The 15821-nt window shown below is 63.5% G+C and carries 16 protein-coding genes and 1 tRNA gene; 5 read left to right on the top strand and 12 right to left on the bottom strand.

The genetic code is table 11. From position 1 onward, the window contains the following. Positions 1 to 107: 107 nt before the first annotated feature. The 3 genes from BP869_RS06745 to BP869_RS06735 form a co-directional block, all read right to left on the bottom strand. Positions 108 to 1217, bottom strand: coding sequence for a chloride channel protein (locus BP869_RS06745; RefSeq protein WP_342678107.1), 1110 nt, complete (start codon positions 1215 to 1217; stop codon positions 108 to 110). Between the two features lie 270 nt (positions 1218 to 1487). Beyond that, complete coding sequence (locus BP869_RS06740; RefSeq protein WP_342678105.1) at positions 1488 to 3161, bottom strand: MBL fold metallo-hydrolase; 1674 nt, start codon at positions 3159 to 3161, stop codon at positions 1488 to 1490. Between the two features lie 723 nt (positions 3162 to 3884). Further along, positions 3885 to 3957 (bottom strand) — tRNA-Glu (locus tag BP869_RS06735). 99 nt (positions 3958 to 4056) lie between these two features. Between BP869_RS06735 and BP869_RS06730 the strand changes: the two genes are divergently transcribed. Then, complete coding sequence (locus tag BP869_RS06730) at positions 4057 to 4920, top strand: DMT family transporter (RefSeq protein ID WP_342678103.1); 864 nt, start codon at positions 4057 to 4059, stop codon at positions 4918 to 4920. A 112-nt stretch (positions 4921 to 5032) separates the two neighbouring features. Here the strand turns inward: BP869_RS06730 and ilvE are convergent, their stop codons facing one another. From ilvE to cfbA, 5 genes are read right to left on the bottom strand one after another with little or no spacing between them, the layout of a single operon-like run. Continuing rightward, positions 5033 to 5899: a branched-chain-amino-acid transaminase gene (gene ilvE, locus BP869_RS06725; RefSeq protein ID WP_342678101.1), complete on the bottom strand. Its 867-nt coding sequence runs from the start codon at positions 5897 to 5899 to the stop codon at positions 5033 to 5035. Between the two features lie 32 nt (positions 5900 to 5931). Further along, the gene (gene cfbB / locus BP869_RS06720; RefSeq protein ID WP_342678099.1) at positions 5932 to 7314 is read right to left on the bottom strand and encodes a Ni-sirohydrochlorin a,c-diamide synthase; all 1383 of its coding nucleotides are present in this window, start codon (positions 7312 to 7314) and stop codon (positions 5932 to 5934) included. Positions 7315 to 7316: 2 nt separating this feature from the next. After that, positions 7317 to 8390, bottom strand: a complete 1074-nt coding sequence (gene cfbD / locus BP869_RS06715) for a Ni-sirohydrochlorin a,c-diamide reductive cyclase catalytic subunit (protein WP_342678097.1) — start codon at positions 8388 to 8390, stop codon at positions 7317 to 7319. Between the two features lies 1 nt (position 8391). Then, positions 8392 to 9561, bottom strand: coding sequence for a coenzyme F430 synthase (gene cfbE, locus BP869_RS06710; RefSeq protein WP_342678095.1), 1170 nt, complete (start codon positions 9559 to 9561; stop codon positions 8392 to 8394). Positions 9562 to 9567: 6 nt separating this feature from the next. Continuing rightward, the gene (gene cfbA, locus BP869_RS06705) at positions 9568 to 9972 is read right to left on the bottom strand and encodes a sirohydrochlorin nickelochelatase (protein WP_342678093.1); all 405 of its coding nucleotides are present in this window, start codon (positions 9970 to 9972) and stop codon (positions 9568 to 9570) included. 77 nt (positions 9973 to 10049) lie between these two features. Between cfbA and BP869_RS06700 the strand changes: the two genes are divergently transcribed. Genes BP869_RS06700 through BP869_RS06685 form a run of 4 tightly spaced genes read left to right on the top strand, consistent with a single transcriptional unit; the run spans position 10050 to position 13015 of the window. Then, complete coding sequence (locus BP869_RS06700) at positions 10050 to 10502, top strand: Holliday junction resolvase (RefSeq protein WP_342678091.1); 453 nt, start codon at positions 10050 to 10052, stop codon at positions 10500 to 10502. 41 nt (positions 10503 to 10543) lie between these two features. Then, positions 10544 to 11680: a methanogenesis marker 9 domain-containing protein gene (locus BP869_RS06695; RefSeq protein ID WP_342678089.1), complete on the top strand. Its 1137-nt coding sequence runs from the start codon at positions 10544 to 10546 to the stop codon at positions 11678 to 11680. Continuing rightward, a complete protein-coding gene (locus tag BP869_RS06690; RefSeq protein ID WP_342678087.1) occupies positions 11652 to 12473 on the top strand; it encodes a triphosphoribosyl-dephospho-CoA synthase in 822 nt (273 codons plus the stop codon). The genes BP869_RS06695 and BP869_RS06690 overlap by 29 nt, the downstream gene beginning before the upstream one ends. Then, positions 12461 to 13015 (top strand): DUF447 domain-containing protein, encoded by a 555-nt coding sequence (locus BP869_RS06685; RefSeq protein WP_342678085.1) that lies wholly within the window; start codon positions 12461 to 12463, stop codon positions 13013 to 13015. The genes BP869_RS06690 and BP869_RS06685 overlap by 13 nt, the downstream gene beginning before the upstream one ends. Positions 13016 to 13146: 131 nt before the next feature. On the opposite strand, the gene BP869_RS06680 is transcribed toward BP869_RS06685, so the two are convergent. The 4 genes from BP869_RS06680 to thiD form a co-directional block, all read right to left on the bottom strand. Continuing rightward, positions 13147 to 13668 (bottom strand): hypothetical protein, encoded by a 522-nt coding sequence (locus BP869_RS06680; protein ID WP_342678083.1) that lies wholly within the window; start codon positions 13666 to 13668, stop codon positions 13147 to 13149. 119 nt (positions 13669 to 13787) lie between these two features. Continuing rightward, the gene (locus tag BP869_RS06675) at positions 13788 to 14183 is read right to left on the bottom strand and encodes a type IV pilin N-terminal domain-containing protein (RefSeq protein WP_342678081.1); all 396 of its coding nucleotides are present in this window, start codon (positions 14181 to 14183) and stop codon (positions 13788 to 13790) included. Between the two features lie 36 nt (positions 14184 to 14219). Further along, on the bottom strand, positions 14220 to 14609 hold the full coding sequence (locus tag BP869_RS06670) for a type IV pilin N-terminal domain-containing protein (protein ID WP_342678079.1): 390 nt from the start codon (positions 14607 to 14609) through the stop codon (positions 14220 to 14222). 426 nt (positions 14610 to 15035) lie between these two features. Beyond that, a partial coding sequence (gene thiD, locus BP869_RS06665; protein ID WP_342678077.1) for a bifunctional hydroxymethylpyrimidine kinase/phosphomethylpyrimidine kinase occupies positions 15036 to 15821 on the bottom strand: 786 nt, incomplete at its 5' end.

The following is a 15821-nucleotide window of genomic DNA, read 5'->3' as shown; positions in this document are numbered from 1 at the left end:
GGCACCGGTATTCGAAGAAAAAATCGGGATAGAGCCAATGGATGCCTTCACACACTTTTCATAGGTCAAGATGAAAAATGGGCAGGAGAACTCGATCAGAGAGGGAGTTACCCTGTCTTGACCAGCACCGCCCACTTTGTCGTAAGATACCCGGCGACGGTGGCGACGGCGATGGCCGGGACGACTGTCCACTGGAGGACGACCATGGCCACGAGGAGGACGACCACCCACGGCGCCTTCAGCACGGCGACGGTCATGCCGGCCATGGCGGCGGGGACGGCGAGAGCGAGGGGGATGGAGGGGACGAGGAGGTTTGCGGCCATGCCGAGGGTGCCGCCGGCGAAGAAGAGGGGGAAGACGGGACCGCCCTTGAAGACGGTGGCCATGCACCAGGTGCTGGCGAGGATCTTGACGCCGACGAGGGCGAGGAGCATGAGGCCGCCCAGCGCCGCACCGCCGGCGAGGACCTCTCTGAACTCGGTCTGGCCGGAGAAGAGGACGACGGGGGCGATGGTCCCGAGGATGCCGAGGCCCGCACCCCCGATCACGCCCCTGAGGAGGTGGCGGTCGGCGAGGGGGGAGACGAGGCGGTGGAAGACGTGGTAGGCGGCGATGAAGGCGACGCCGGCGGCGGCGCCGGCGATGCCGAGGGCGGCGCCGGCGACGAGGTCGAGGAGGGAGAAGGCGTACGGCGGGACAGGGTAGAGGGCGCCGGCAGGACCGGTGAGGATGACGTAGACGCCAAACCCCCCGAGGCTCCCGAGTATCCCGACCGTCGAGAGGTCTCTGACGCGATTCTTCAGCCCCCTTACCCGGTCGCCGGCCAGGGTGCCCATGCTCCCGCCCATGTCGACGGCGGCCACCTCGGGTCCGAGGCTTGCGCCGGCGATGAGGGAGAGGTAGATGATGAGCAGCCCGCCTGAGAGGTGCTCAGGTTCGAACCTGCCGGTCTTCTGGAATACTGCAATGGTCTCCTGGAGGAGGCCCACATGGTCGCCGAAGACGTGCAGGCAGAGGCCGACGGCGAGGCCGCCGACGGCGGTGACGACGAGGGTGAAGAAGGGGAGAGGCGGCGTATCCGGCCAGACCAGTGCCCTTCCCGCGTTCTGCACTGCAAGGAAGATCACCATCGCTCCACCGGCGGCCACGGCGAGGAGAACGGCGCCGAGGGCGAACCGCAGGGATTCTCTGACGGTGACGGGATCGTATGGTGTCATTTGTCAGGCCGGATCTTCCCTGTGCGGGGGAGAATATATAGGGATGGGGTGGCGAAAACAGGGACTCTGTTTCTTCAGCACACTCCCCCCGACCGGGAAAAGAGAGGTACGGGTCCAGTCCATGTTCGGCATGTCAATCCTAACACATCCGGGAAGATTCTGCTTCAAGGAGGGCAGGTCCTGTTCTGACCTGTGAGGAACGCCAGGGAAAAAAATCATCGACTCTTTCTGTGTGCACTACCTTTTCTCGTGAAAGTTCTCTGTAACGGCTTACTGGGGTTTCGTGAAGTCCAGAACAAGGGCCGGCATCTCCTGAACTGTCCTGAGGTCGCACCGACCGCCACAGCGGGCGAAACGCCGATGCCAGACCCTGATGCGCGGCAGGTTGGTATGCAGGGCCCCGGACTGAACAACGAGGGAGACGGTCCCATCGGTCCTGAAGGCCGAGACGGTGATTTCTTCTGCTCCCGCGGCAGCGAGATCCTCGATCACCCCGGTGAGCCCGTCACAGAGTCTTTCCGGGCGAGTCAACACCATCAGGGAGTCGGCGTCATGGACAAAGGTGATGTGAACCCCTTCGAAGAGAGGAAGATGGGCGATTCTCTGTGCAAGAGCGGACCTGAACGCCTTTTCATCCTCGGCAGCGGCGACGAGGCCCTCCTCAAGATGGGAGGAGTCGGAGAGGCGCCCGACGAACTCGGTCATCAGAGGGACGAGGTCGACCGGCACTGCGGGGTCAGGGGGGTCGAAGGCACAGACCGTATGCAGGCAATCGGTGAGCAGGCGACTGGCCCGGCGCACCAGGGACGTGTCCACGGCCGGGTCACTGCACCCCTGACCGAAGGCCCCTTCGATCTTTGCCGAGACCTGCACCGCTTTGAGGACGAACTGGATGTCGATCTTCCTGCCCTCCCTGAACTCTGTCGCGAAAGCGTCGAAGTCGGTGAGGAATGTGTCGATCTGGTCGGATTCGATGAGATCCTGGTACCTCGCCGCCTCCTCGGCCTCGCCGAGTACTTCGAGATAATAGGAGAGATAATATATCCTGCCTGCGATGACCGGAAACAACCGGTTTGCCTCGGCGAGCATGTCCTGTGCGTAATCGACCGATTCGCGCAGCCGCTCGCTATCGAAGTTCCCGATCGCCTTCATACGCCCAAGGTCGTCCTCAAGTTTCCCGAGGGCACGCAGGGCGGCGGGCGCCGTGATCTCCCGCCCATGGCCGTTCCAGCAGAGGGTGATCCCGCCGTCGGTCAGGACCTGGCGGACCCCCTGGATAGAGGTGAGCAGGGCGGCGGGGTTCCAGCGGTGGAGCCCTGCAACACCTGGGTTTGCCGAGAAGAGAAGGTCGCCGATGAAGAGGTGTTCACCGACCTTTATACAGATGGAGTCAGGGCTGTGCCCGGGTGTGGCGTAGACCGAGATCCGGTTTCCCGATGGAAAGGTGAGGCGGTCAACCGGAATGGCGGCATACTCGTCGTGTTCACAGAGGATCGTCTCACCGTTTCCGAGGGCCACCTCGCGTTCGTCCTGTGCATGGAGGTGTCCATCGACCGGGAGGGGCTCGATCTCCCACCTGAAGATATTGGCGAGTGTCAGCATTTCATCTCCCGATTCGAGTGCTTCCGCACCTGCGGCATGGGCGAAGACACGCACGCCCTTCTCCTCGATCCAGGACCGCCGTCTGATCGCCTGGAGGCAATGGTCAAGATGGCAGTGTGTGAGGAAGAGGCAGATCGGACGGGGCCTTTCTGCGGTGAGTGCCTCGACCGTCGAGACAAGGGTCTCCATCTGCGCCTCATCGGCCCCGGTGTCGATGATGACGATCTCGTGCTCTGTCGCTATCAGATAGGCGTTTGAGCAGCAAACGTCCGGTCTCCTCGTCAGGGGAAGGATGTGTGCCCCCTCGATTCCCGGGATCTCCTGCCAGTCAGTTTCTGCCATCCGCGTCGTCAACTCCTCGGTCTTTCCGTGTCCCTCGTAATCTGGGAGGTTTAGATGAATATACCTGTCTTTTCTCTCCGTATCGCAAAAAAATTTATGAACGGGGGGAAAAGACGGGGTGGTGTCGGAGAGAGACGATGTCTCCCGGAGACAGGGTGCTCCGGACGTTGTTCCCTATCAGCCGGTGCAACGGCATTGAGCCAGGTGACCTCACCGCCCCGGCGCCGGAGGAGAACAGACGATTGGCCGTCTGAAAACCCCACGATTCGCGCTGATTTCCGCCCTTTTTCCCGGGCCATATTCTCTCCCCTCCCGGCACTACCTCCCTTGCACCCTCTTCCTGCCGGAAACACCCTCTACGTCCTGATGAAGAGACACAATTTCCCCTTGAATGCCGAGAATAACCGGGATATGGCAGGTCTCAGAAAGAAGCCCACACTGATTGGAACGAGGGCAGGGAAACGAAGAATAAAGGCCAAATTGACCGGATCAGGGGGGTGGTCCCCCTCTCTCACCCTGGGCCAGGAAGGCGCCATTTGGGCCGGGGCCTGATGCTGGCGAACGTCTCCGTGTCCTCTCTATTCAAGGCAACTCGTATCTGGAGGCGCGAACCCACCTATGGATCCATTCTCTTGACCGTGCAGGTCTGGTCGGCGTCGCGCAGGGCGGGTGTGCCTCTGGCAAGAGACAGAAAAGCATAGAATATTCGTACCAAAAATCGGATGCTGCCATGGGGATTCGAACCCCAGTCGTCGGCGTGAAAGGCCGACATGATTGGCCACTACACTATGGCAGCAGAAGTGCCATATTCTATATCCAGATAATGGTACTTAAACCTTCGGCAGGGCCCGGCCTCCCCATTTTTATATCCCTGCCGGCCCACCGGCTACCGCCGATGATCTGGATCGCTCTCGCCCTCCTCGGGGCCTTCGCGCATGCGCTCTACTCCATCGCCGTCAAGCGCTACCTCAGGGACTGTTCCCCTGCCAGCCTCGCAGGGCCGACCTTCCTTGCCGGGGGACTGGTCCTTCTCGCCCTCGCCTGCGCCCGGGGCCTGCCCGAGACCGGCCCCCTCTTCCTCCCGGCCCTCGCCGCCTCCGCGGCGCTCAACGCGGCTGCGGTCTGGCTCACCTACCGCGCGCTTGCAGAGACCGATATCTCCCTTGCCGTCCCCATGCTCTCCCTCACCCCCATCTTCCTGGTCGGGACGTCGTATCTCCTCCTCGGCGAGGTGCCGGGCGCGGGGGGTGTCGCTGGCATCGTCCTCATTGTCGCGGGGTCATACGTCCTCGGCTCGGGCGGGGGAGAGGGCGGCGTCCTCGCCCCTGTCAGGGCGCTCTGGATGCGGCGGGGCACGGCGATGATGGCCGGCGTCGCCCTCATCTACAGCCTCACCGCCACCCTGGACAAGATTCTCATCCTCCAGTCAGACCCGTTCTTCGGCCTCGGCCTTGACCTCCTTGCCATCGGCACCCTCTTCCTGGTCCTCACCCTCGCGAGCGGAGGAACACCGACCGGTCCGCCTCCGGCGGGGAGAGTTGTCGCCGTCACCGGCGGCCTCCTCGCCCTTGAGATCCTCTCTGTCGGCCTCGCCCTCTCCCTCCAGATCGTGCCCTATGTCATCTCCGTGAAGAGGACGAGCATCCTCTTCGCCGTCGTCATCGGGGGCGCCATCTTCGGGGAGGCCGCCCTCGGCCGCCGGTCGGCCGCCGCCGCGGTGATGGTGGCAGGGACGGTCTGCATCCTTCTCTTCGGGTGAAAGCGGGACTCTACCATCACCGTCCAGGTATGGGCGAGGAGAGGGTCTCTCACCCCACGAAGACGGCAAAAACCCGTGAAGACAGAGAGAAAAAAAAGAGAGCGGGACACCCTCAGTAGATCGGGGTGCCTTCCTTTCCGGTGACCGTGGAGAACCCGGCCATCAACTGTTTCGTGACCGGGCCGGGGATGCCGTTCCCGATAGCCCTGCCGTCGACCTTGACGATCGGGCCGATCTCGGCTGCCGTGCCGGTGACGAAGACCTCGTCGGCCGTGTAGACGTCGAAGTAGCCGAGGTCGCGCTCGACGATCGTGAGGCCGAGAGAGGCGGCGACTTCGAGGACCACGTGTCTCGTGACACCCCGGAGGTTGTTCAGGGTGTGCGGGGTGATGAGGGCGCCGTCCTTCACAAGGAAGAGGTTGTCGCCCGAGCCCTCGGTGATGTGGCCCTGGGGGTCGAGGAAGATCGCCTCGTCCCCGCCCTTGTAGTTGGCCTCAATCTTGGCGAGGATGTTGTTCAGGTAGTTGAGGCTCTTGACATTTGGCGGGAGAGCGTCGCAGGCGTTCCTCCTGACCGAGACGGTGATCGCTGTCAGGCCCTTCTCGTAGAGGTCGCCGTACATCGCACCCCATCCGGTGGCGATGATGATCACGGTCGGCACGGCGCACTTGCGCGGGTCGAGGCCGAGGTCGCCCTTGCCGCGGGTGACGATCGGTCTGATGTAGGCGTCCTTCAGGTTGTTCCGCCGCAGGACTTCAAGGAGCGCCTCCTTGAACTCCTCTTTCGTGATGGGAACCTTCAGGTCGATCGTCTTTGCCGAATCGTAGAGACGGTCGATGTGCTCATCCAGCCTGAAGACCCGGCCGTTGTAGGCGCGGATACCCTCGAAGACACCGTCCCCGTAGAGGAGGCCGTGGTCGAAGACCGAAACCTTCGCCTCGGACTCGGGGACAAACTTCCCGTCAAGATAAATGATCATAAATTTCTATTGGGCCGGGAAGGTATAGTCTTTTACGGTCCTTCCTCCCCGTCCCGGCACTGCTTGACAAATCCTCTGATGAAACCGGCGCTGGCGACCGGGTGGAGGTGCGTGTAGCTGGCAAGGGTCCGGGCCTTCGTTGCCCCGTCTTTCTGTCCCGCAATGCCGGTGCCCCGGGAGAGTTCGTAGGCGTAGCGGGTATCGGGGTCCAGGACGACTTCCGAGTAGTGGAACTCATGCCCCTTGAAAGGCCCGGCACCGAAGGGGGAGGCCTGGCCGGCGATCCCCTCGACATAGCCGAGGGTGCGGCGGGACGGCATCAGGCTCTTCCCTGAAAAGACCCCGCACATCTCGTACGACTCCTCGCGGTCACTCTCCTGCCAGCCCTTCCTCAGGACCAGGCTATCGGTGAGGTACATCAGCCCGCCGCACTCGGCAGAGATGGGGACGCCGTTCCTCGACACTTCGGCAAGGGCCTCCCGCGTCCGGGCGTTCGCTTCCAGGGCCGCGGCATGCATCTCAGGGTAGCCGCCGCCCAGGATATAGCCGTCGGCCTCCGGGAGGGGGTCGTGAATGGGGCTGAAGGTGACGACCTCAGCACCCTCGGCCCGCAGGACGTCGAAGAGGTCGTTGTAGTAGAAGGTGAAGGCCTCGTCGTAGGCGACAGCCACACGCACGTCGGTCTCGTGGGTCCGTGCAAACGGCCCGGCCTCGCCGGTGAAACTGTACTCCTCCATCAGCCCCTTGAGGGCGTCGAGGTCGACGTAACCGCCGATCACCTCCTTCACCGCCTCGATGCGGTCGAGGAAGTCGCCGGTCTCCTGCCCCTCGCGGTAGGGGACGAGGCCGAGGTGGCGCATCGTCAGGCGCATACCCTCGCTCTTCGGGATCGCCCCGACGACCGGGACGCCGCAGAAGTGCTCCACCGCCCTGACCGTCTTCTCCCTATGGCCGGGGCTCGATATGTTGTTCAGGATCACGCCCTTGATCCGCACGTCAGGGTCGAAGGCGGCAAAGCCCTTCACGATCGCGGCGGCGCTTCTCGTGATGCTCCGGGCGTCCACGACCAGGACGACAGGGAGGTCGAGGGCCTTCGCGACCGAGGCCGTGCTCCCGGCATCGCCGATCGCCTCCGCACCCTCGTAGAGGCCACGCACTCCCTCGACCAGGGCGATGTCGGCACCCTTCGCCCCGTGCTCGAAGACGGCACGCATCTCTGCCGGTGTCATGACGAAGCTGTCCAGGTTCCGGCAGGGGCGACCGGTGACCGCGGTGAGATACGAGGGGTCGATGTAGTCCATCGCCACTTTGCAGGTCTGGACGACGGCGTCCTTCGAGAGGAGGGCGGCGAGGGCGAGGGTGATGCTCGTCTTCCCGCTGCCCGACCGGTCGCCGGTGACGAGGAGGGCCTTCACGTTCACTCCTCCTCGGCGACGCTCCGCAGAACGGCGCCGAACTCGCTCTCGACGATCGACCTGACGCCGAGGGTCTTCGGGTGGAGGTCCACCTCGACGACGACCATCGCATGGCCGAGGTCTTTCAGGGGCGCAACCTGCCGGGGGCCGTTGGTGACAGAGATCGTCTCGATGCCGGCGGTGTACTCCTGCGGCACGGCATGGGGCACGCCGACAAGGAACGCGAAGTCGGGCTTGATCTCCCGGAGGCGTTCGCCGACGGCGTCGCCGTTCGCCCCGTACTCGTCGAGGGCGCCGAGGAGTTCGGGGTCGAGGCCGCGCTCCCGCATGCCCGCAAGGACGTTGGCGGCGTCTGTCCGCACCTTCGGGAGGCCGCGGCTCTCCAGGTTCGCGACGTAGGTGATATCCGCGTCCGGGCAGGCGTCGTGGAGGGCGATGAGTTCGTCCGCAAACATGTAGGCCGTCTCCTTCTTTGCGTTCATGACGGCGACGCCCTTCTTCCCGCTCCTGGCCAGGTCAAGGAGGCGGCGGGCGGCGAGGTGCTTGAGGTCGCCGCGCGAGGGCTCGATGTACGGTTTCGAGGCGGCGCCCCGAAGGCGTTCGACCTCGTTTGCGGCCGCAAGCAACTGCTTCTGCCTCTCAAGTTCGTCGGCGCTGATCCACCCGGCCTCCGCGGCCGGTTCGAGAGCGGCGATCACCCCCTGGATGTTCTCCCTGAACCCGGCGTGGACGTCGATCCCGATGGTCGGCGTCGTGATGCCGGAGGAGTCGATCGCCGCCCTGAGGTCTTCGCCGATGATCATCGAGACGCAGGTGCCGACGACCGCCATCCTCTTCGGGCTGAAATCCTTCTCCGCGTCCTTCAGGACCCGTTCGAGGACGGTCTGGCCGCCGAAGATGAACTCGTTGTCCGCGAGCGAGGTGGTCAGGACCCGCAGCCCGTCCTCTTCGAGGAGGCGGGCGTGCTTGAACGAGCACCCGGACGGGCCGTGGAGAATGGCGACGTCCACCTCCAGGTCGCGGGCGGTGTACAGGGCCGCTACAATCGAACTGGGCCGTGGTTGAATATAGTGCATCTTACCTCCATGTCTTGACGGCAAGGATGATGGTCCCTCCGCCGGTGAGTTTCTCCGCGATCGCATATCCCGCTGCAAGGTCTGCGGCGCGTCTCCCGGCAAGGCCGGGATAGTCCCCGACAAGTACAATCTCGTCGGGACTGATCGCACGGATCGCCGCCGCCACCTCGCTCTCAGGGAAGCCCTCGCAGATGGTCTGTCCCTCTGTCCCGATGACCAGGACGACGGGGGCCTGACCGCCGAGGGCGCGGGCATAGGCGGCGGCGTCGACGGCGATTTCCCGGCACGCGCCGCTGCTCGCGGCGTCGACGACCAGAGTGCCGCCCTTCCACGAGACCGCCATCCTGCCGGGCAGCGGTCGGAAGGACGCAAGCCCTGCCGGGTCGACGCCGAGGAGACAGGCCGCCGCCGCGGCGAGTTGAAGGGGTGTTCTGTAGCCCTTGAGGGCGAGGAGGGTGTTCTCGAACGTCCCTTCGATGCCGCCATAACTGTAGGTGCATACCGTTCCCTCGACCGCGGCGACCATGCCAGCGTCGTGGGCGCCGGGCACCGCCACGCCGGGCGGGACGAGCGCCTGCGGCGCCGCCGCAAGGGAGCGCACCTTCTCGGCGAGGGCGCGTTTCTTCCCGGCGGCAAAGGCGTAGTCGTCCCCAGAGGTGAGGACGGCAAGGTCGCCGGCGCCGGAGACGCCGAGGGACTCCTCGGCGACACACCATCCGCCGATCTTTTTTGCCTCCGCGGCGGCGGCGAGCGTCGAGGCAGGGGTGATCGAGCGTTTCCAGAGGAGGCGCCGCTCAGGATAGACAAAGGTACCCATCGAGGTGTGGAGGACGCCGGGGCCCGGGAGGACATGGGCGAGGGCCGTCGCCGTCGTCGTCTTGCCGCGCGTGCCGGTGATCTCGACGAATGGCGCCGGCCTCTTCCCTGCAAGGAGCATCGCCACCGCCTGGTGGTGGGTGACGGCCCGCGGCGCCGTCCCGAGAAGGGGGTGGGCCGGGTCGAGGTGGACCGGGGCGACGACGAGGTCGTAGCGCCTCCGTGCGGCCTCCTCCGCGGGTATCCCCTCGATCCCCCGGTAGACGTCCACCGCATCGACCTCGTGGCCCGCCGCCGCCAGCGCCTCCGCAATGACGGCGCCGCCGTGGATGGTGTCGAGGACGAGTATCTTCATTCCATCTCAGGCTTTCGAGTTGAGCGCCGCTTCGGCGTTCTTGACCATAAGGTCGGCGAGGAGGGGGTCGCCCCCGATCGGGTCGGCGTAGACGAGAGGAATGACGCCGGAGGCGTGGGCGAAGCTGCCCTTCTTCCCGCCTTCAGGGAGGCCGAGGAGTTCGGGGATGTCCTGGAGGATGTGGACGCCCTTGGCAAGGAAGAGGGGGACGACGACAAGACGGTCGATCTCGTCCTTCTTGAAGAGGGCGAGAGTCTCCTCGACCGAGGGCTGGTTCATGCTCATGAAACCGGGGCGGACGAGGAACTCAGGGTGCTTTTCCGCGATGATCGCTGCCGTGCTCTCGATGAGTTCTTTGTTGTAGGGGAGTTTGCTGCCGTGGCCGACAAGTAACAATCCGGTTCTCTTCATATGGTACTGTGTACTACCTTTACTCTTTAAAAGTATTACCGATTGGTTTTTCGCCGCCACGCCCACATTGAATACAGATGGGTGATTTCGAGCTGGACATTGTCCACTGCGTCAACGCATTTTTCGAGGGCCATGCCCTCCAGGGTTTTGCCTACCGCCTCAAACAGCACAAGTACTCGACGCAGTACGTCGACGTCCTCGTCGACTCCCTCGACCCGCGGTATTACTGCGCCATCGAGTGCAAGTCCCTGAAGGGGAAGAAGATCTACTTCTCCCAGCACTTCCACGAGGACAAGAACGGCGTCCACCAGGTCGACGCGATCACCGACTTCCTCAGGCGGACAGGGCGGCGGGGCTACCTTGCGGTGGAGTTTCGGGGCGGGAGCGGCCGGAAGAACGAGGCCTACCTGATGCCCTGGGAGACCCTCCTCACCTACTGGGGGTCAGAGGCCGGGATCGCCATCGGCGATTTTTCCTCAGGGATACAGCTGGAACGCCAGAGTGATGCCTATATTCTCAATAGTCTTTAACAAAAGGGCTTTGAGATGTGAGGGCAAATATTGAGGGAAGCATGATCGATTGTTACGAGCGCTGCGGACTGATCATCAACGACCAGGTGGTGAAGACGCCGGTGGTCATCGCATCAATGGCCGGGGTGACCGACGCCGCCTATGTGCTGGCCCGCAAGGAGCATATCGGCGCCGCGTTCATCGGCGGCTACTCTATCGACGAAGAGACGATGGAGGCGAGCAGGGCGATGGCGGCCGACGGACGGCCCGAGTTCCTGTACGACGACCCCGTGGCAGAGTTGAAGGCCCAGATTGCCGCCCTGCAGGGAAGCGGGGTCGTCACCGGCCTGAACCTGCGGGGGAGCAGTCCCGCCTCCTATGCAGCCATCGCCGATGAGATCGGCGATGCGGTCGTGTACGAGGTCGACGCCCACTGCCGCCAGCCTCCGATGACGGCGCTCGGGTGCGGTGAAGCACTGCTCAGGGAGCCCCGGCGCCTTGCGGAGATTATCAGGGCGCTCAAGGCGCGGGACATAACGGTCTCGGTGAAGGTCAGGGCCGGGGTCGCCGCCGACGACCGCCGTCTTGCCCGCCTCCTCTGGAAGGCCGGTGCCGACATCATCCACGCCGACCTGATGGACTTCGGCTACGCCCGGCTGCGGCAGATCAGGAATGCCTGTCCCCTCGTGCTCATTGCGAACAACTCGATCACCTCCTTCGACCGTGCGATGGATATGTTCGCCCACGGGGCCGACATGGTCTCCATGGCCAGGCGGTCGGACGAGCGGACCCTTGCCGGGATCGATGCCGCGATCCAGAGGAAGGCCGAGGAGAGCGGGTGGTACAATGCACCGAAGCAGCTCTGCCGCGGCGGGGACGTGCGGTCCCTCGCCTTCTGCTGCATGCCGGTGAAGCACTGCCCCCTGATCCCCTTCCTGGAGAGTATCGGGCTCTCCCGCGAGGACTACATCAGGATCAAGACAGAGGCGGTGGAAGGGACGCCGATTGCAGGGGGGAAGACGACATGTTTTGGTTCCCTTTCCTGGTGCTGCAAGTCGAGTTCCCCCTGCATGCTCAGGGAACTCTCTATGAAGGAGGCAGGACTTTCCAGCGTGGAGTACATGCGGCAGAAGCGCCGGCTTGCCGGAGATATCATGGAGCGGGTCTTTGATGGCGTGCCGGACGAAGACGAGATCTGACCTCGCGCAGATGGCGATGATGCTCGAGGTCTCCGCATCCCCGAAGCCGGGGAATGTGGACCGCGGGCACGATTATCCCGACACGCGCCTTGAGCACTTCCTTGCCTCGACAATTTTTGCCCGCCCGGCCCTGGAGAGGGCCGAGAGAGGAGGTACAGGGCTCGGCCTCCTTATCGAGGAGGCGGTGATGGACACGAACTGCCATTCCGGCGGAAACACACATTTCGGCGCGTTCATCCTGCTGATGCCTCTGGTCGCCGCGGGCGGCGCGGACGGGGCGGCACGCCTCGTGCGGGAGACAACTGTCGAGGACGCCGTCGCCTTCTACCGGGCCTTCGGGGCGACAGAGGTGCGGGTGCTCGCGAAGGACGAGATCGACGTGAACGACCCGTCTGCCGCGGCGACGCTCAGGGAAAGGGGCATGACCCTGTACGACGTGATGGCCTACTCGGCAGAGAGGGACATGGTGGCGCAGGAGTGGACGAACGGTTTTGCCCTCTGCCGCCGGACTAAAGATCTCCTCTTCTCCCATGGCACAGGGAAGGCGGCGATCGTCGCCGCGTTCCTCGACCTGCTCTGTACCTATCCCGACACGTTTGTCGCGAAGAAGTTCGGCCTGGCGAAGGCGGAGGAGACGGTGCGCCGCGCCCGCGAGGTGAAGGCGGGACACCTCTCCCTCGACGCCTTCGACGAGGAGTGTCTTGCCGCGGGGGTGAACCCCGGGTCTCTTGCCGACATCATGATCGCGGGGATCTTCCTCGCCCTGCTGGAGGGGTGGTCGTGGGATTCCTGAACGAGGGGATCAACGAGGTGATCGCGACGACAGGCGGGAATGCCGCGCCGATGGGGATCATCTGCCGGAACGGCGCTTTTTCGATGGTCCTCTTCAGGGGTTCGCACACGGAGGCGAATATCCGGAAGAACGGGTGGGTGGTTGCAAACCTCACCCACGATCCTGTCGTCTGGGTGCGGACGGCCTTCGACGACCTGCCCCTCGCCGCCTTCGCGGCTGTGGAAGCAGGCGGAAGGCAAATGGAACGCCTGAAGAAGTGCGAGGCGTGGGCGGCCTTCGCCGCAAAGGTGGAGCATGAGACCGCGGAGACGGTCTTTGTGACGCTCGAACCTCTGGGAGAGGAGGTCGTCGGGTCGGTTCTCAGGGCCCACAACAGGGGCTTTGCCGGGATCGTCGAGGCGGCGGTCCACGGCACGCGCTATGTGCTGAGCCGCGACCCCGCGCTGAAGGCCCTCATCGATCACCACCTTGCGATCGTGCGGAAGTGCGGCGGGCCGCGGGAGCGCGAGGCGGCGGCGGTGCTCGAAGAGTATATCAGATAAAATCTCTTTTCAGGGGGACTATGCCCCCTTCAGAGTGCGGCAGGCATGCGATCTGTCATGTATTCTGATCAGAAATCTGCAGGACAAAGGGGTTCAAAAAAGAGGGGGAACCGTGTTCGCTGTCACACCTGTCATTCATCCTGTCCCGCAAGATCGCCGGGACCATCTGGTTTGTCCTCCTCCTCGTCTTCCCCGGCGTGGTACGCCCACCATGCGACCCCGACGATCAGGGGCACTCCGACCGGGATGCAGAAGCCCGCGGGGCCGTGGAAGAGGGGGCCGTACTGGGCGACGCATGACGCGAGGTACGCAACGCCAGCACCGGCGAGGAGAAGGGAAAGAGGTTTTCTCACGGTTTCATATTCCTCCTGCCACCTGAGGACGAAGACGGTGATCGCGGCGAGGAGGAGAAGGGTGCCGCCGATCCAGAGACAGATGGAAAGGGCGCTGCGGCCGGTGAGGATGCCCCCGGTCACATAATCGAGGTCGCGGGTAAGGGTGATGAGGCTGGTCCCGAGATAGGTCTGCTGGTACCGCAGGAACGGGAACTGGAGGCCTGCGCCCAGGACATCGCCGATACAATAGATATTAACAGGCAGGACGAGGGTAAGGGCGAGAAGGGAGGAGAGGAAGGGCCGGTTGATCCTGTACATAGACTATCTCCGCATAGTTAGGGGAAGAGGTTTCGCAAACTGTCCACTGAACAATCATTCATCATTTTGCAGGGGGGGAGAGTATGCAGGGGGAGGGCACCGGCCCTGTGCCTCCTCGATCAGACCGCGGTATCCAGGACGATCAGCGATGATCCGTCGCCGTACGTCGCGACGACCATGACCCGGTGTTTCTTCCCGGGGTCTGTGGATACCGTCGTATTGATGGCCGACGACCCGACAGTAGTGTCGAGACGGTCGGCCTGTTCCGTGCCGTCGATCGTCCAGTTCAGGTGATCGACTGCGGCAGCACCGTCACCGCCGACATAGGTGACCAGGATCGCACCGTCATCCATCCTGACGGCCTTCGCCCCGACGAATCCGTTCCCGGAGAGGCCCCCGAGGGTGCCGAGGGAGAAGGAAGCGACAAGGGCGGCGAGAATCACGGTGACGGCGACCATGAGGACGGTAGCGACGGTCGGGGAGACCGCATCTTCGTGCTCATTGGATTGGACCATAGGTCTCCGCCCTCACAAAGAAAAAGGGGAGGGTGTTTAGACGAAGGTGTCCAGGATGACCTGCTTCGCGCCGTCCTTGAAGGTTGCGGTCACGACGACGTGGTCCTTGTCATTGGTACCCGAAGAATTCTGAGCGGACGAACCGGTCACATTCTTAAGCGGGTGCAGCGGAGTCTGGTTAACTCCATTAACTGACCAGTCAAGGAATTTAACGTCACCAGCATCGGCACCGCCCTGGAACGTGACGATAACCGTCGTGCCCTGCTGGGTTGCAGTAGCGGCAACATTCTTGGTGGAGGACATGTTGCCGGCCATGCCGAAGACGAACGCGGCGATGACTGCCGCGAGGATCACCGTGATGGCGACCATGAGGATGACGCCGATGACCGGCGACACTGCTTCTTCATTCTGTGCGAACTGTTTCATCGTTTTCACCTCCAGACCTCATCTGAGGCTGGATATCATAAGGTGCCAGAATTGGATATATAAATACTCCGATTCGCATCAGAGAATATTCGCCAGCAATATTGGAATTTCGGGGCTAAATCTCAGAAAATTCGGGTGAACTCGTCGGAGGGTTATGGTCCATTCCCGCCCCGCAGTGCCGGGCAGGGGAGGGGAGCGAATCCCGGCCCCATTGCCGTATCGAGGGCAGATATGCTGGATCTCGGGCAGACAGGATCACGCGGCCGATCGATCTCCGCCGCAAAAAAGGGGTGAAGAAGGGAGGGCAGACGCCCCCATCATTTCGCCACGATATATAACCATATGTATTTCATTGTTGGTTTCATACTATCCAGAAATCGAAAAAAGTTACAATTATAATCAAATTCTGTTTTTCAAAGGCTATTATCACACATATGGGGAGCCCCCCCCGCCGCACTGCCACAGGGGGTTCACCGACCGGCGATCCCGGAGGTCGGGGACGGCATGGGCGATGGCACCGTCGATGAAAGTCTTTGCCGCGACAAAGGCGTCCCGAAGAGGCATGCCGCGGGCGAGTCCCGCGGCAAGGGCCGCGGAAAAACAGCAGCCCGTACCGTGGGCGGCATAGGGGTGGCGGAGGCCGGATAGGACAACCTCCCCTGTTGCATCGATGAGGATGTCGGTCGGTTCGCTCCTCAGGTGACCCCCCTTCACGATCACGGCACCGGCGCCCATCGCGAGGATTGCCCGCCCTGCCTCCCGCATCCCATCAGGCCCGTCGACCGGAAAACCCGCCAGCACCTCCGCTTCAGGGAGGTTCGGCGTCACTACCGCGGCATGGGGGATCAGGTCGGCGATCAGGGCGTCGATGGCTTCCTCCGCAAGCAGGGGGGCACCCGACGTCGCCACCATCACCGGGTCGATAACAAGCGGGACGCCGGCAGGCAGGGCGGCGGCCACCGCGTGAATGACCCCGGCCTCTGCGAGCATCCCGGTCTTGACGGCGCCGACAGGGAAGGCCTCGAAGATTGCCTTTACCTGGGCGGCAACGGCGTCAGGGGAGAGGGTCCACACCCCGGCCACGCCACCGGGGTTCTGCGCCGTCACCGCCGCGATCGCCGACGTCCCCCACACGCCATACGCGGCAAAAGTCTTGAGGTCGGCCTGGATACCGGCACCTCCCCCCGAGTCGGAACCGGCGATGGAGCAGGC

Source organism: Methanofollis sp. UBA420 (assembly GCF_002498315.1).
GTDB lineage: Archaea > Halobacteriota > Methanomicrobia > Methanomicrobiales > Methanofollaceae > Methanofollis.
The sequence above is the reverse complement of the archived record's forward strand: the minus strand, read 5'-3'. Positions and strand labels throughout refer to the sequence as shown.

Bases quoted from the DNA above. Each gene is read 5' to 3' on its own strand.
- BP869_RS06745 (WP_342678107.1), bottom strand. From the start codon at position 1,217: ATGACACCATACGATCCCGTCACCGTCAGAGAATCCCTGCGGTTCGCC.
- BP869_RS06740 (WP_342678105.1), bottom strand. From the start codon at position 3,161: ATGGCAGAAACTGACTGGCAGGAGATCCCGGGAATCGAGGGGGCACAC.
- BP869_RS06730 (WP_342678103.1), top strand. From the start codon at position 4,057: ATGATCTGGATCGCTCTCGCCCTCCTCGGGGCCTTCGCGCATGCGCTC.
- ilvE (WP_342678101.1), bottom strand. From the start codon at position 5,899: ATGATCATTTATCTTGACGGGAAGTTTGTCCCCGAGTCCGAGGCGAAG.
- cfbD (WP_342678097.1), bottom strand. From the start codon at position 8,390: ATGCACTATATTCAACCACGGCCCAGTTCGATTGTAGCGGCCCTGTAC.
- cfbE (WP_342678095.1), bottom strand. From the start codon at position 9,561: ATGAAGATACTCGTCCTCGACACCATCCACGGCGGCGCCGTCATTGCG.
- cfbA (WP_342678093.1), bottom strand. From the start codon at position 9,972: ATGAAGAGAACCGGATTGTTACTTGTCGGCCACGGCAGCAAACTCCCC.
- BP869_RS06700 (WP_342678091.1), top strand. From the start codon at position 10,050: ATGGGTGATTTCGAGCTGGACATTGTCCACTGCGTCAACGCATTTTTC.
- BP869_RS06695 (WP_342678089.1), top strand. From the start codon at position 10,544: ATGATCGATTGTTACGAGCGCTGCGGACTGATCATCAACGACCAGGTG.
- BP869_RS06690 (WP_342678087.1), top strand. From the start codon at position 11,652: ATGGCGTGCCGGACGAAGACGAGATCTGACCTCGCGCAGATGGCGATG.
- BP869_RS06680 (WP_342678083.1), bottom strand. From the start codon at position 13,668: ATGTACAGGATCAACCGGCCCTTCCTCTCCTCCCTTCTCGCCCTTACC.
- BP869_RS06675 (WP_342678081.1), bottom strand. From the start codon at position 14,183: ATGGTCCAATCCAATGAGCACGAAGATGCGGTCTCCCCGACCGTCGCT.
- BP869_RS06670 (WP_342678079.1), bottom strand. From the start codon at position 14,609: ATGAAACAGTTCGCACAGAATGAAGAAGCAGTGTCGCCGGTCATCGGC.